The sequence below is a fragment of the Pseudarthrobacter oxydans genome, assembly GCF_030812335.1.
Lineage (GTDB): Bacteria > Actinomycetota > Actinomycetes > Actinomycetales > Micrococcaceae > Arthrobacter > Arthrobacter oxydans_B.
The window spans coordinates 1-13,877 of sequence record NZ_JAUSSN010000005.1; the positions used below are offsets into that span (position 1 = coordinate 1).

Annotated in this window: 12 protein-coding genes; 6 read left to right on the plus strand and 6 right to left on the minus strand. The window is 70.3% G+C overall.

Features of this window, described 5'->3' with window-relative positions; translation table 11 throughout:
- Nucleotides 1–132: 132 nt before the first annotated feature.
- Entirely contained in the window at nucleotides 133–1,575 is a 1,443-nt protein-coding gene (locus J2W14_RS09540) for an NCS2 family permease (RefSeq protein WP_307462352.1), read from the minus strand.
- Between the two features lie 121 nt (nucleotides 1,576–1,696).
- Between J2W14_RS09540 and J2W14_RS09545 the strand changes: the two genes are divergently transcribed.
- Nucleotides 1,697–2,290: a copper resistance CopC family protein gene (locus tag J2W14_RS09545; protein ID WP_307461637.1), complete on the plus strand. Its 594-nt coding sequence runs from the start codon at nucleotides 1,697–1,699 to the stop codon at nucleotides 2,288–2,290.
- Nucleotides 2,291–2,370: 80 nt separating this feature from the next.
- Here J2W14_RS09545 and J2W14_RS09550 read toward each other — a convergent pair whose 3' ends face one another.
- Entirely contained in the window at nucleotides 2,371–2,997 is a 627-nt protein-coding gene (locus J2W14_RS09550; protein ID WP_307462354.1) for an FAD-binding protein, read from the minus strand.
- Between the two features lie 481 nt (nucleotides 2,998–3,478).
- On the opposite strand from J2W14_RS09550, the gene J2W14_RS09555 reads away from it, so the two are divergent.
- The 5 genes from J2W14_RS09555 (at nucleotide 3,479) to J2W14_RS09575 (ending at nucleotide 10,407) form a co-directional block, all read left to right on the plus strand.
- Nucleotides 3,479–4,516, plus strand: coding sequence for a universal stress protein (locus tag J2W14_RS09555; RefSeq protein WP_307461639.1), 1,038 nt, complete (start codon nucleotides 3,479–3,481; stop codon nucleotides 4,514–4,516).
- 78 nt (nucleotides 4,517–4,594) lie between these two features.
- Nucleotides 4,595–7,315 (plus strand): PEP/pyruvate-binding domain-containing protein, encoded by a 2,721-nt coding sequence (locus J2W14_RS09560; protein WP_307461642.1) that lies wholly within the window; start codon nucleotides 4,595–4,597, stop codon nucleotides 7,313–7,315.
- A gap of 60 nt (nucleotides 7,316–7,375) precedes the next feature.
- Nucleotides 7,376–8,533: a LolA family protein gene (locus J2W14_RS09565; protein WP_307461645.1), complete on the plus strand. Its 1,158-nt coding sequence runs from the start codon at nucleotides 7,376–7,378 to the stop codon at nucleotides 8,531–8,533.
- Between the two features lie 43 nt (nucleotides 8,534–8,576).
- Nucleotides 8,577–9,566, plus strand: a complete 990-nt coding sequence (locus tag J2W14_RS09570) for an ABC transporter ATP-binding protein (protein ID WP_307461648.1) — start codon at nucleotides 8,577–8,579, stop codon at nucleotides 9,564–9,566.
- Nucleotides 9,550–10,407: an ABC transporter permease gene (locus J2W14_RS09575; RefSeq protein WP_307461650.1), complete on the plus strand. Its 858-nt coding sequence runs from the start codon at nucleotides 9,550–9,552 to the stop codon at nucleotides 10,405–10,407. The genes J2W14_RS09570 and J2W14_RS09575 overlap by 17 nt, the downstream gene beginning before the upstream one ends.
- A gap of 33 nt (nucleotides 10,408–10,440) precedes the next feature.
- On the opposite strand, the gene J2W14_RS09580 is transcribed toward J2W14_RS09575, so the two are convergent.
- From J2W14_RS09580 to J2W14_RS09595, 4 genes are all read right to left on the minus strand, one after another.
- Nucleotides 10,441–11,361 (minus strand): cation diffusion facilitator family transporter, encoded by a 921-nt coding sequence (locus tag J2W14_RS09580; RefSeq protein WP_307461653.1) that lies wholly within the window; start codon nucleotides 11,359–11,361, stop codon nucleotides 10,441–10,443.
- Between the two features lie 10 nt (nucleotides 11,362–11,371).
- A complete protein-coding gene (locus J2W14_RS09585) occupies nucleotides 11,372–11,833 on the minus strand; it encodes a metallopeptidase family protein (protein ID WP_307461656.1) in 462 nt (153 codons plus the stop codon).
- Nucleotides 11,834–11,854: 21 nt separating this feature from the next.
- Nucleotides 11,855–12,847, minus strand: coding sequence for a DMT family transporter (locus J2W14_RS09590; RefSeq protein WP_307461657.1), 993 nt, complete (start codon nucleotides 12,845–12,847; stop codon nucleotides 11,855–11,857).
- 97 nt (nucleotides 12,848–12,944) lie between these two features.
- Nucleotides 12,945–13,826 (minus strand): ArgP/LysG family DNA-binding transcriptional regulator, encoded by an 882-nt coding sequence (locus tag J2W14_RS09595; RefSeq protein WP_307461658.1) that lies wholly within the window; start codon nucleotides 13,824–13,826, stop codon nucleotides 12,945–12,947.
- Nucleotides 13,827–13,877 lie beyond the last annotated feature (51 nt).

A 13,877-nucleotide genomic window follows, 5' to 3' on the forward strand; every position in this document is an offset into this window, starting at 1 on the left:
GGGGAGGTCCACCACCACCACCACCCCCCCAACCCCCACCACCCCCCCCCCCCACCGCCCCCCCCCCCCTTATTTCTCTTAAATTCCGGCGCCCCCCCCCCCCCCCCCCGGCGGAGGGGGAGCGGAAGGTGCCTAGTGCATCCCCAGCGCGGCCTCGATCGGGCCGATGGCGAAGAACAGCAGGAACGCCGCGGCCACAGCCCACATGAGCGGGTGCACCTCGCGTGCGCGGCCCTGGAAGGTGCGGATCAGGACGAAGGTGATGAAGCCGGCACCCAGGCCGTTGGCGATCGAGTAGGTGAACGGCATCAGCGTGAAGGTCAGGAAGGCCGGGATCGCGATGCCCAGGTCCTGCCAGTCGATCTTGCCGACCTGGGAGACCATCATGAAGCCGACGATGACCAGCGCCGGGGCGACGGCCTCGAACGGCACGAGGTTGATCAGCGGGGTGAAGAACATGGCCACGAGGAACAGCAGGCCGGTGACGACCGAGGCCAGGCCGGTCCGGGCGCCTTCGCCGATGCCGGCGCCGGATTCGACGTAGATCTGGTTCGAGGAGACCGAAGCGCCGCCGCCGATGATCGCGCCGAGCGCGTCCACCTGCAGCACGCGGTCCACGTTGGGGATGTTGCCGTCCTTGTCGATGCTGCCGGCCTCCGTGGCCAGGCCCACCATGGTGCCCATGGCATCGAAGAAGATGCTGAGCAGGATCACGAACGCCAGCAGGGTCGCGGCGACAAAGCCGAGGTGCTCAAAGGCGCCGAACGGGTTGGCCTGCCCGATCAGCGACAGGTCCGGGGCCGCCCATTCCGAGAACGCCGGCGCCACGAGGGACCAGCCCTGCGGGTTGTAGGTCGTGCCGTCGAAGCTGGGGCCGATATGCAGCGTGAATTCCAGGATCACGGACAGGATCGTCGAGGCAACGATGCCGATCAGGATCGCGCCCTTGACCTTGCGGACCACGAGGGCGATGGTCAGGATCAGGCCGAAGACGAAGACCAGCGTGGGCCAGCCCAGCAGCTTGCCGTCGAAGCCCAGGCCGACCGGCACGGTGGTGCCGGCAACATCGGGGATGCGGCGCACGAAGCCGGCGTTGACCAGGCCGATCAGGGCGATGAACAGGCCGATGCCCACCACGATGGCGGTCTTCAGCCCTTCCGGGACCGCCTTGAAGACCGCGGTCCGGAAGCCGGTGAGGACCAGGATCAGCATAGTGATGCCCGAGAGCATAACGAGGCCCATCATGTCCGGCCAGGTCAGGCCGGGGTTGGTGGCCACCGTGACGGCGACGAAGGCGTTGACGCCCAGACCCGTTGCCAGCGCGAAGGGGTGCTTGGCCCACGCGCCCATCAGGATGGTCAGGATGCCGGCCACAAAGGCGGTGACGGCGGCGACGGCAGGGAAGCCGAGGGTGGCGCCGGAGGAATCGGGACCGGAGAGGATCAGCGGGTTCAGCACCACGATGTAGCTCATGGCGAAGAACGTGGCGAAGCCTCCCCGGATCTCCCGCGACAAGTTCGACCCGCGCTCGGAGATCTTGAAGTACCGGTCGAGTGCAGAGCCCTGCTTGAGCATTAGATCTTGCATTAGTCCTCCGGGAGTGATGTGTATTGCCCTAATCCTATTTGGCGCCCGAGGGCCGACCCCGCGATTTCGCCTAGTCTGTAAGGAAGCCAACACTAGGAGCAGCTTTTCCATGCGCCTCATCCGCCAGCTTTCAAGTGCCCTCCTGGGCGCCCTGATCCTCGCCGCCGCCCTGCTCGGCGCGCTTGCCCCGGCCTCGGCCCACGATGCCGCCGAATCCACCAGCCCGGCCTCCGGGGCCACGGTGGCGGCGCCGCCGGAGCAGGTCTCGGTCACCTTCAACAAGAATCCGCTGGCGCTGGGGTCGCAGATCCTCGTGAACGATGCCGCCGGCACCAACTGGTCCGACGGCGCCGTCGAGATCGTGGACAACGTCGCCTCGCAGAAGCTCAAGGCCGGCGCCCCGGCCGGGGCCTACACGGTGGTCTGGCGCGTCGTCAGCTCGGATTCACACCCGATCGAAGGCAGCTTCACGTTCACGGCCACAACCGGAGCGGCGGGCTCGACGGCGGCCGCCGCAGTCCCCACGATGGGAACCGCCCAGCCGGGCACCACGCCGGCGCCATCGCAGCCGGTCAGTTCCGCCGAGCCGTTCCCCTGGAGCATTGTGATCTTTGTCGGAACGGCCATCGGCATCCTGGTGGTCCTGGGCCTGATGGCCAAGAGCCGGCTCAAGCCGGACTCCGGCAGCGACACGAAAAGCTGATCAGACGCAGCGCCGTTTCCCCGGCTAACTCAGTCACCACCTAACCCCGACACCGCATAACTCCGGGCGGCGAGCTGCGGCTAGGCCGGCGAGGCGAGATCGTAGTAGCCCGTGAGGGCGGCGGGAAAGCCGTCGGGGTGGACCTTGGCGGAGATCGCCTGGCCCACGACCTTCGCCTGGCGCAGCACTTCCTTCGGCGTCGGTGTGATGAGTTCGCCCACGCCCACCAGGTACATCCCGACGGCGTGCATGGCCGCCATCAGGTTTTGCCCCGCGGTCATGCCGAGCTCGGAGAGCATCCGGCGCAGCTGGCTGTGGGCGCAGCGCGTCAGGACGAGGTGGTCCGCCAGGAGGACGCCGCCGGGCGTGCGCACAGCCCACTGCTGGGCCGGGCCGGTGACGCCGGCGTCGACGTGGTCCAGCTGCAGGGCCCGGATGTTGTTCCGGACATCCAGCTTGTGGCTGGCGGCGTAGTTCCGCAGGTGCCGGAGGATCTCGTTGCGCTCCCGGAGGCTGGCGGCGTCGGCCGCGTCGCAGCGCTGCAGGGAGGAGGTGTTGGCCGGATGCCCGGCGCCCAGCAGATCGAGCCCGTCCACAATGATGGAGTCCACGCCGCGTCGCTGCAGCTCGCTGGCAACCGCCAGCCCCGACAGGCCGGTGCCGATCACGACGGCTGCGGTCCGTTCGATACCACCGGACATGGGCATGGTCGACACTGCAGGGTCCCTCCTCGAATGGTGCCAGTCGCGGGGCCGATGCCCCGGACGCTGTCCGCTGCCCGCCCGAACGCGCCTCTCACCGCAACAGCAGCAGGATTCGCGTTCTGAAACACGAGTCTCGGTTCAGCAACGCCTCGAAGACTACCTAACATTTCCGGCCTTGGATAGAGCAGCCGCCACATTGGCTCATCCGGGAATTTCCGGGCTTTTCGGGCGGCGCCGAGGGCTTTTTCCCGCGCCCTCCGGGGCCGCCGGCAGCCCTGTAAACACTGGGCAAAACCTGCGTGACGATCGCCGGTTCGGAGGCCCGGCAGCGCGCTTGCTAGTTCCCCGAAAACCGAGAATAGTTGGAAAGACCAGGGGTTCTAGCCCGCGGATTCTTCGGGCGCGTCGCCGGTGGACGCTGCACGCGGACACGTCTGGCAGAATAGCCGCAACATCAGGCAAGAATCGCGAGGAGGCGGACCCCATGGGCCGAGAACAGGTTCATCCGGATCCGGCAGGGGATACCCCCGGCGGGTCTGCGGCTCCCCGGGGGATCGTGGTCGGCGTCGACGGTTCAGACCACAGCAAGTGCGCCCTGGTCTGGGCCGCCCGCGAAGCCGAGCGCCGCAATCGTCCGCTGCACATCGTGACCGCCTATTCCGTTCCGATCTTCGCGGCCTCAGGGCTCGACGGCGGTTATGCCACCGTTGATGATTCGGTGATCCGCGAAGGCGCTGAGGCCATCCTGAAGCAGGCCGTGAACAAGGTGGCCGGGTACCTGATCGACGTCGACGCCTCCGTCGAGAACGGCGATGCCTCCGGCGTCCTGCTGGAGATGTCCGAAACCGCCGAGCTGCTGGTCTTCGGCACCCGGGGCCGGGGCGGTTTCGTCGGCCGGCTGCTGGGATCCGTCAGCAGCGCCCTCCCCGCGCATTCCAAATGCCCCACGGTCACCGTGCCCCTGATCTGCGCCGACCGCCTGGGCGAGACCACCGACGACAAGCATGTCCTCGCGGAGCGGGCGAAGTCCGGTCACGTCCCCGTCGAAAACGTGGTGGTGGTGGGGGTCGACGGCTCCGAGCAGGCCCGCGTGGCGGTGTTGGAGGCAGCAACGCAGGCCGAGCGGCTCTCGGCACCGCTGCGGGTGGTGTGCGCCGTCCCGCAGTACAGCGGTTCGCTGGCCTGGGTTCCCGCGCCGATGGACCGTGACGCGCTTTTCGCTGACATCAGGGCCCAGCTTGAGGCCGGCAGTGCCTGGATCAGGAGCCATTTTCCCCGCCTCACAGTGGAGACGCAGCTCGTTGATGGCTCGCCGGTGGACATCCTCGTCGAGGCCAGCCGGCATGTGGAACTGGTGGTCGTCGGCACCCGCGGACGCGGCGGCTTCGCCGGGATGCTGCTCGGGTCCACCTCGGACGGGATCCTGCACCACGCCAAGGGCCCCGTCATGGTGGTCCCGGACCGGGACGATCCCCGGCTGGCGGACCGGGTGAATTTCGGACCCATCCTCGGCGATTCATAGCCCTGACAAGTCCGGCCCCGGGACGGGCCCGGACCCGGCCGGGACGGAAGGCTTCCTCGCTGAAGGGAGGGCCGGCAGGTGAAGCAGCTGGTGCTCGCACTGGAACTGGCCGGCGCGGAGCTGCTGCCCGACGTCGGCGGCAAGGCGGCCAACCTCGGTGAGCTGCGGCGGGCCGGGCTGCCGGTTCCGGCCGGTTTCTGCCTGACCACGCAGGCCTACCGGCGGGCCACGGCGCCCGCCGGGCTCGAGAACATCCACGCCGGACTGGCCGAGACCGCCCCGGAGGACCTTCCGGGGCTCGCCCGGCTCGCCGCCGCCGCCCGGGCCCTGGTCCTGGCCGCTGACATCCCCGCTGACGTTGCCGAGGCCGTCCGGGCTGCCTACACGGCACTGGGACCGGACGCGCCCGTGGCGGTGCGGTCCTCCGCGACCGCCGAGGACCTGCCGTTCGCCAGCTTCGCCGGCCAGCAGGATACCTTCCTGAACGTCGTGGGCGCCGACGCGGTCCTGGCCGCCGTCCGGCAGTGCTGGGCGTCGCTCTGGACGGACCGCGCCGTGAGCTACCGCGCCACCCACGGGATCAGCCCCGCAGCGGTGTCGCTCGCCGTCGTGGTCCAGCAGATGGTGGACGCGGCCGTGGCCGGTGTCCTGTTTACCGCGAATCCGGTGACCGGACGGCGGCATGAGGCGGTCATCGACGCCAGCCCCGGGCTGGGCGAGGCCGTGGTGTCCGGGGCGGTCAACCCGGACCACTTCGTTGTCGACAGCGCCACGCGGCGGATCCTCGAGCGCCGGACCGGGAGCAAACGGATGGCCATCCGGCCACGGCCGGGCGGCGGAACCGAACGGATCGAGCAGACCGGTTCCGGGTCCCAGCCCTGCCTGGACGAAGCCCAGCTCCTGGCGCTGGAGCGCCTTGGACGGCGCGCGGAGGTGCACTTTGGCGCGCCGCAGGACCTCGAATGGGCCATTGACGGCAGCGGAGCCGCATGGCTGACACAGTCGCGGCCCATCACCACCCTCTACCCGCTGCCGGAGCCGCGGCCCGGCCGGGACGGGACACGCGTCTACCTGTGCTTCAGCCTGGCCCAGGGCCTGACCCGCCCGCTGACCTCGATGGGGCTGGCCGGCTTCCGGCTGATTGCCTCGTCCGTGGCACGGGCCGCGGGGTTCGATGTCCCCGTCCCGCACGACGGGCCGGCGCCCTACGTCCAGGCCGGCCAGCGCCTCTTCTTCGATCTGACCCCGGTGGTGCGCAGCGCCGTGGGACGGGCCATCGTGCCGCGCGTGTTCGACATCATGGAGGCCCGCTCCGCGGCCGTGCTGCGGCGGCTGTTCGCAGATCCCCGCTGGTCCGTCACCAGCAGGTCCCCCTGGCGGGTGCTGCGGCACGTCGGCCCGGTGGCGGCGCGGGCCAGGGTCCCGGAGACGTTGCTCCGCGCCCTGTTCCGGCCCGAGGCCGCGCTGCGCCGGGCGGAACGGTTCGGCGAACGGTTCAGGGCCGCCCTCGTCGTGCCGGCCGGGTCCACCCCGGTGCAGCGGCTGGACCACGTGGAACGCATCCTCGGGCAGGAGCTCTTTCCGGTGGTGCCCAACATCCTGCCGCTGCCCGCCCTGGGCTTTGCGCTCCTGGCGGCCGCCGGCCGGCTGCTGGGACCCGCGGCCGGCCCGGGAGCACTGCAGCCGGTGCTGCGCGGACTTCCCAACAACGTGACCACCGAAATGGACCTGGCACTCTGGCAGCTCGCCTCAGCCATCCGGGCCGACGCCGGATCCGCCGCGATGTTTGAGGGTGCTGTGTTCGATGAAACAGGGGTGCCGGAGCTGGTCCGCCGCTACCGGGCCCGCGAACTGCCCGCCGTCATGCAGTCCGGGCTCGCCGGCTTCCTGGGCCGCTACGGGCACCGCGCCGTGGCGGAAATAGACCTCGGGATGCCGCGCTGGTCCGACGACCCGGCCCATATCCTCGGCGTCCTGGCCAACTACCTGCGGCTGGACGACCCCGGCCAGGCCCCGGACCGGCTGTTCAGCAAAGCGGCACGTGACGCCGAGACCCAGGTGGAGCGGCTTACCGCCGCCGCGGGGGAACGGGGCAGGCTGCGAGCAGCGCTGGTCCGGGCGGCGCTGAAACGCACCAGGATGTTTGCCGGGTTGCGGGAACTGCCGAAGTACCACATCGTCGAGGCCCTGGCCGCGGTGCGCGGGCAGCTCCAGGCCATCGGGGCCGAACTCGCGGCCGCCGGCAGCATCACTGCAGCGGACGACGTCTTCTTCCTGGACCTGCCCGAGGTCCGCGAAGGCCTCGCGGGAAGGGAACTGCACGACGTCGTGGCGCAGCGCCGCGCAGCGTATGCCCAGGAACTGGGCCGCCGGCACATCCCGCGGGTACTGCTCTCGGACGGAACGGAACCTGAGGCGCTGCAGGCCGGCGCCGCCGGGGCGGAGGCCGGACCCGCGGGCCTGCTGACGGGAACTCCGGCGTCGGCGGGCACGGTCACCGCCCCAGCCCGCGTCATCCTGGAGCCGCAGGGCGCGCACCTGGAGCCGGGCGAGATCCTCGTGGCGCCGTCCACGGACCCGGGCTGGACGCCGCTGTTCCTGACCGCCGGCGGACTGGTGATGGAAATGGGCGGCCCCAACTCGCACGGCGCCGTCGTCGCCCGCGAGTACGGGATCCCGGCAGTGGTCGGGGTTCCGGACGCCACCTCGCTGATCGTCACCGGGCACAGCGTCACGGTCGACGGCGCCGCCGGCACCGTCAGACAGGACCGCCCGGACCAATCCGCCGGGGAAGGGTGAAACGGGACAATCCCGGGCGTAGTGTTGAATCATGAACTGCAAGGTTGGAGCGCGGTCACGATGACGCGCAAATGGCTGCGTTGGATGCCCGCCGCCGTGGTGCCCGCCGTGATCGCGGCCGGTGTCCTGTCCGGATCCCTTCCCGCGAGCGCCGGAGACCCGCTGCCGGAGAAAACCCCGCAGCAGGTGCTGCTGATGGTCGCCCAGCACGGCGAGAAATCCCTGTCCGGGACGCTGGAACAAACCTCCGAGATGGGCCTGCCGGCACTTCCGAAGGCCGGTGCCGGGTCCCCGGAGACCGCCTGGCTGGAACTGCTGACCGGACCGCACACCGCCCGCGTCTACCGGGACGGGCCGGAGAAGGCCCGGGTGCAGGTCATGGACCGGATGGCGGAACGGAACGCGGTCCGGAACGGTGATGAGCTCTGGTTCTACAACTCCAAGGACAACACTGCCGCCCACGCCCAGCTTCCCGCCGATGCTGACGGCCGCCACGAATCGCATCCAGGAACCGTAGCCACCCCCGAGGAGCTGGCCGACAAACTGCTCGCCAAACTCGACGCGAGCACCGACGTGACCGTCGGAGCGGATGTCCAGGTCGCCGGACGGGCAGCCTACAATCTCCAGCTGACCCCGACGTCGGAGGCCACCCTGGTGGAATCCGTCGCCATCGCGGTCGACGGCGACAGCGGACTTCCGCTTGGCGTCGAAGTGAAGGCGCGGGGACAGGCCGAGCCGGCTTTCAGCGTCGCCTACACGAGCCTCACGCTTGAGGCCCCGGATGCCGCCATCTTCAACTTCACCCCGCCGCCCGGGGCCGCCGTGGAGGAAATTCCGGTGCCGGACCACAAGGCCGCCGCCGCCGTGCCGCCGTCGGACGCCGACGCGGCGAAGGCTGCGAAGCGGCCGACCGTCACCGGCACGGGCTGGGCCTCGGTGCTCGAATTCCCGGCCGGGGCCGTGGCGCTGCCGGGCCAGGCACAGCTACAGGACGGAACCCCGGACCCTGCGACCGCCAACCCGCTGCGGCCTGGAACCTCCGACCCGGAGGGAACCGGGTCCGGCGCAGCCGCCCTGCTGGAGCAGGCCGCAGTTGCCGTCCCGGGCGGACGGCTCGTCTCGACGTCGCTGCTGAATGTGCTGATCCTCGACGACGGGCGCATCCTCGCCGGTTCCGTGCCGTTGGAGCGGCTGCAGGCCGCCGCGACGCCGCGGTGAACCACCCGCGGAACCACTCGGTGAACCGCCCGGTGTCCGCCGCGTGACCGCCGCCGCGCCGGCGACGGAACTGAGCATCGAGACGACCGGTCTCAGCAAGCGCTTCGGCCACCAGCTGGCGGTCGACAGCGTTGACCTGGCCGTGCCCAAGGGGTCCGTCTTCGGCTTCCTGGGTCCCAACGGCTCGGGAAAGACCACCACGATCCGGCTCATGCTCGGTCTCGCCGCACCCACGGGTGGCTCCGTCCGGCTCCTCGGCGAGGAAATGCCGCGGCAACTGCACGGTGTGCTGCCCCGCGTGGGTGCTTTGGTCGAGGGACCGGCTTTCTATCCTTTCCTCTCCGGCGCGGCCAACCTGCACCGGTTCGACGCCGCCGACCCGCATGTTCCCGCGGCCACGCGGAAGGCGCGGGTCCAGTCGGCGCTGGACCGGGTGGGGCTGACGCATGCCGCTGACAAAAAGGTCCGCGCCTATTCGCTGGGCATGAAGCAGAGGCTCGGCATCGCCAATGCCCTGCTCGCCCCCCGGGACCTGTTGATTCTGGACGAACCCACAAACGGGCTGGATCCGCAGGGCACGCGGGAAGTCCGCAGCCTGGTCCGCTCGCTCGCGGCCGACGGCGCCACCGTATTTGTCTCCAGCCACCTGCTGGCCGAGGTGGAGCAGATCTGCACCCACGCCGCCATCATGAGCGCGGGCCGGCTGGTGGCGCAGGGAACCCTGGAGGAACTGCGCCAGGGCGGGCAGGCACGGATCCGGGTCCTGACGCCCGACGCAGGGACCGCGGCCGACGTGCTGGCCCGGCTGGGCCTGAGCGCGGCCACAGGTTCCGGCAGCGCAGCGTACGGCGGCGCCGAGGTGCTCTACGCGCCGCTCCCCGAGGCGGCAGGGAACGGAGCCGTGGCACCCGAGGCCGTGGTGGCCGCCCTGGTGGCCGCCGGCGTCCGGGTCCGGGGCTTCGCCACCGAGCAGGTCAGCCTGGAGGACCGCTTCGTGGCGCTGACGGGGGAGGGCTTTGACGTTGTCCAGTAAAGAATCCGCGACCACGCAGCGGGGGCAGTGGGGCCGCGGTCTGCTCGCGTCCGAGCTTGGGGTGCTTTTCCGCCGCCGCCGGACCTGGGCCATGCTGTGCGCCCTGGCGGCCATTCCGATCCTGATCGCCGTGGCAGTGCGGCTGTCCTCCGCCGTGCCGCCGGGCCGGGGACCGGCGTTCCTGGACCGCATTACGCAGAACGGCTTGTTCGTGGGCGTGACCGCCATGCTGGTTTCCGTCCCGCTGTTTCTGCCGCTGACCGTGGGGGTGGTGGCCGGCGATACCGTGGCCGGCGAGGCCGGACTGGGGACGCTGCGGTACCTGCTGGTGGCGCCCGCGGGCCGGATCCGGCTGCTGCTCGTGAAATACGCCGGGGCCGTGGCCTTCGCCGTCGCTGCGCCGCTCGTGGTGGCGCTGGTCGGGGCCGGCATCGGTGCGGCGCTCTTCCCCGTGGGGCCGGTCACGCTGCTCTCCGGGGATTCGATCGGGGCCGCGGAGGCGCTGCAGCGGCTGCTGCTGATTGCCGCCTATCTTGCCGTGTCGCTGACGGGGCTGTCGGCGATCGGGCTCTTTATGTCCACACTCACGGACGTCCCCGTGGGCGCGATGGCGTCCACGGTGGTGCTCGCGGTGGTCTCGCAGGTCCTCGACGCGCTGCCGCAGCTGGAATGGCTGCACCCGTGGCTGTTCAGCCACTACTGGCTGGACTTCGCCGACCTGCTTCGCCAGCCCATTGCGTGGGATTCCTTCCTCACCAATGCACTGCTGCAGGGCGGCTACGTCGCCGTGTTCGGCGCGCTCGCCTACGGCCGGTTCGTCACCAAAGACGTGCTCTCCTGACAGGGGCCTCCGGCCAGTAATGCGGGGCCGGGCTCAGGCGTGCTGGTGGGATTCGTGCTCCGCGTGGGAGACCGGTTCCAGCTGGAAAGTGCAGTGTTCGGTGTCGAAGTGCGAGCCCAGGCAGCTGACAAGCTTGTCCAGGATCTGGTCGGCGCCGCGGGCGCCGAGGGCCGAATCCTCCACCACCACGTGGGCGGAAAACACGGGCACGCCGGAGGTGATGGTCCAGATGTGGATGTCGTGCACGGACACCACACCCTCCACGGCAAGGATGTGCTCGCGGATCATCTGCACTTCCACGCCCTTGGGGGTTGCCTCGAGCAGCACGTCCACCACGTCGCGGAGCAGGTGCCAGGCCCGCGGCAGGATCATCAGCGCGATGACGATCGAGGCGATGGTGTCCGCCGTCTGGAAGCCCGTGACCATGATGACGACGGCGGCGGCGATGACGGCGAAGGAGCCGAGCAGGTCGCCCAGGACCTCAAGGTAGGCGCCGCGGACGTTGAGGCTCTCCTTCTGGGCGCGGCGCAGGATCAGCAGGGACACGAGGTTGGCGACGGCGCCGAGGACGGCCGCGGCAAGCATGACGTCGGTCTGCACCTCGGGGGCGGAGCCAAGCCGGCGGATCGCCTCCGTGAAGATGACCACCGAGATCACAATCAGGACCAGGGCGTTGGCCAGGGCGGCCAGCACCTCGGCGCGCTGGTAGCCGTAGGTGCGCTGCTCGCTCGCCGGCCGGGCGGCGATCCAGGCGGCCAGCAGGGCGATGAAGACCCCGGCCGCGTCGGACAGCATGTGCCCGGCGTCGGCCAGCAGGGCCAGGGAGCCGGAAATCAGCGCGCCGACGATCTGGATCAGGACGACGGCGAGGGTGATGGCCAGGACGGCGACCAGGCGCTTCCGGTGCTTGGCCGTGCCGGTAAGGCCGTGTGAGTGGCTGTGGTCGTGTCCCATGCCTACAAGGCTAGCCCCAGCCGAGCTCATGCAGGCGATCGTCGCTGATGCCGAAGTGGTGTGCGATCTCGTGGACCACGGTGACCGTCACCTCGTGGATGACGTCCTCGCGTGTTTCGCAGATGTCCAGGATCGGCTGGCGGTAGATCGTGATGCGGTCCGGCAGCGAGCCGGCGTCCCACCACGAGTCCCGTTCGGTCAGGGGCACGCCCTCGTAGAGGCCCAGCAGCACGGTGTCCGGATCCTCGCCGGGCTGGGGGATGTAGTCGTCCTCGATGAAGATGGCCACGTTGTTCATGGTCTTGGCGAGGTCCGGCGGGATCCGGTCCAGGGCGTCGCTCACCGCGGCCTCGAAGTCGGTCTCGGACATCGGGAACGGCACGTGGCCGTGGCCGTTCCCGCCGTCGCCGTTCCCGCCGTCGTCCGGGTTGTCCGGAATGATCGGGAGACCTGGCGGCAGGGAGGCGGGCATAGCTGAAACTCTAGCGCCGAATCAGCGGGACCGGCGCCGCGTCAGACCCACGCCCACGAGGCAGATCGCGCCGCCGACCAGGCCCCAGATCGTGGGGATCTCGCCGAGCACCAGCCAGGAGATCAGGATTGTGGTGCCGGGCACCAGATAGGTGGTGGCGGCGAGCCGGCCGGCGTCGATCAGCGACAGGGCATAGGCCCAGGTGGTGAAGGCGATCGCGGTGGGGAAAACGCCGAGGTAGACGAGGCCCAGGGTGGCCGGCAGCGGGGCCGCCTGCAGTTCGGAGATCAGCTGGCCGCTGAAGGGCAGGCAGCAGATGGCGCCGACCATGATGCCGAACCAAGTGGCCTGGGCGGCGGGGAACTTCCGCAGCACCGGCTTCTGCACGATCACACTCACCGCGGCGAGGGCCGCCGCCAGCAGGCACAGCAGCACCCCGGCGACGTCCGCCGTCGACCGCTGGCCGGAACCCAGGGCGATTACCGCGACCCCGCCGAATGCGACGAGGCTGCCGATGATCAGCCAGCGCGGGAAGCCCTCCTTGAGGATCACGCCGGCCATGATGGCGACCAGGATCGGGTTGACGTTGATGAGCAGGGCGGCCGTGCCGGCGTCGAGGAGGTGCTCCGCCGCGTTCAGCGCCACGTTGTAGCCGCCGAACCACATAACGCCGTAGGCCAGGATGGGCCACCATTCGCGGCCCCGGGGGAGGTTGCGGGTCTTCAGAAGCTGCGGCAGCACCACCAGGCCCAGCACGACGGCGGCAATCGCCAGCCGGCCCAGGGTCAGGGAACCGGGGGAGAAGCTCGGTCCCACGGCCCGGATGCCGACAAAGGCGGACGCCCACAGCACCACGGTGACCACGACGGCGGCGATGCCCAGCCGGCTGATCTGGCCCGGCTGCAGGGTCTTGGACGGGGGAGCGGGGGCGGGAGCGCGCGGCGGCACTTCGTGGGTGCCGTCCTGGTGCGTGCTGTCCGGCTGGGGGGAGCCTGTCTGGGCGGTGGTGGCCATGCTGCCAATCTAGTCCGCGCGGCGGCCCCGGGGCTGGCGGAAATCGGCCATGTCTAGTCGAGTTCCTGCCAACCGGGACGCCGCGGCATGGTCTGTCTCACCGGAGGGGGCGGGCGGCGGCCTGGATTGCCGCTGCGACCTCCTCGAGGGCCGCCGATCCGTGCCGCCACTGCTGCCAGTGGAGCGGCACGTCGACGTGCGCGGCGGGGTCCAGGGAGACCAGCGTGCCGCGCCTCAGTTCCTCCGACACCTCGATCTCGGGGAGCAGCCCCCAGCCCATCCCCCAGCGGATCGCTTCGCCGAACTCGTGGGCCGCCGGGACATAGTGCCGGGGCGGCTGGAGTGCCTGGCGGCTCACCGACCGCAGGTACCGGTCCTGCAGGTCGTCCTTGCGGTCGAAGATGATGACCGTAGCGGCGGTGAGCGTTTCCGGCGCTGCCCCCGCGGGGAACCACCGGGCGGCGAAGTCCGGCGTGCAGACCGGCAGGTAGCGCATGACGCCCAGGCGCCGCGAGGAACAGCCCGGCGCCGCCTTGGCCGTGGTGGTGATGGCAGCGGCTGCGGCGCCGCTGCGGAGGAGCTCCAGCGAGTAATCCTGGTCCTCGCGCAGAATCTCCAACTGGACCCTGTCCGCCACGGCCGCCAGCCCGGGCAGCGCCCAGGTGTGCAGGGAATCGCTGTTGATGACCAGGGTCAGCCGGACGCTGGCGGGCTGCGCGCCGGGGTGCAGCTCTTCGGCCAGATCGGCGGAGAGCATGTCCAGCTGCCGGGCGAAGCGCACCACCGCCTGACCGGAGGAGGTGAGTTCGACGGGGCGGGTCCGTTTCAGCACCGGCCGGCCGACGGCCACTTCGAGGGCGCGGACGCGCTGGCTCACCGCCGACGCCGTGACGCGCAGGTGGCTGGCGGCGGCCTCGAAGCTTCCGTGGGCCACGATGGCCGCGAGGGTCCGGGCCTGGTCCGGATGGATGTCAATCATTAGCTCATCTTATATTGGCCAAGAATTATTAACTGGCTTCATGTTCCAACG

Excerpts from the sequence above, each read along its gene's own strand:
- J2W14_RS09540 (WP_307462352.1), bottom strand. The coding sequence starts at position 1,575 with ATGCTCAAGCAGGGCTCTGCACTCGACCGGTACTTCAAGATCTCCGAG.
- J2W14_RS09545 (WP_307461637.1), top strand. The coding sequence starts at position 1,697 with ATGCGCCTCATCCGCCAGCTTTCAAGTGCCCTCCTGGGCGCCCTGATC.
- J2W14_RS09550 (WP_307462354.1), bottom strand. The coding sequence starts at position 2,997 with ATGCCCATGTCCGGTGGTATCGAACGGACCGCAGCCGTCGTGATCGGC.
- J2W14_RS09555 (WP_307461639.1), top strand. The coding sequence starts at position 3,479 with ATGGGCCGAGAACAGGTTCATCCGGATCCGGCAGGGGATACCCCCGGC.
- J2W14_RS09565 (WP_307461645.1), top strand. The coding sequence starts at position 7,376 with ATGACGCGCAAATGGCTGCGTTGGATGCCCGCCGCCGTGGTGCCCGCC.
- J2W14_RS09580 (WP_307461653.1), bottom strand. The coding sequence starts at position 11,361 with ATGGGACACGACCACAGCCACTCACACGGCCTTACCGGCACGGCCAAG.
- J2W14_RS09585 (WP_307461656.1), bottom strand. The coding sequence starts at position 11,833 with ATGCCCGCCTCCCTGCCGCCAGGTCTCCCGATCATTCCGGACAACCCG.
- J2W14_RS09590 (WP_307461657.1), bottom strand. The coding sequence starts at position 12,847 with ATGGCCACCACCGCCCAGACAGGCTCCCCCCAGCCGGACAGCACGCAC.
- J2W14_RS09595 (WP_307461658.1), bottom strand. The coding sequence starts at position 13,826 with ATGATTGACATCCATCCGGACCAGGCCCGGACCCTCGCGGCCATCGTG.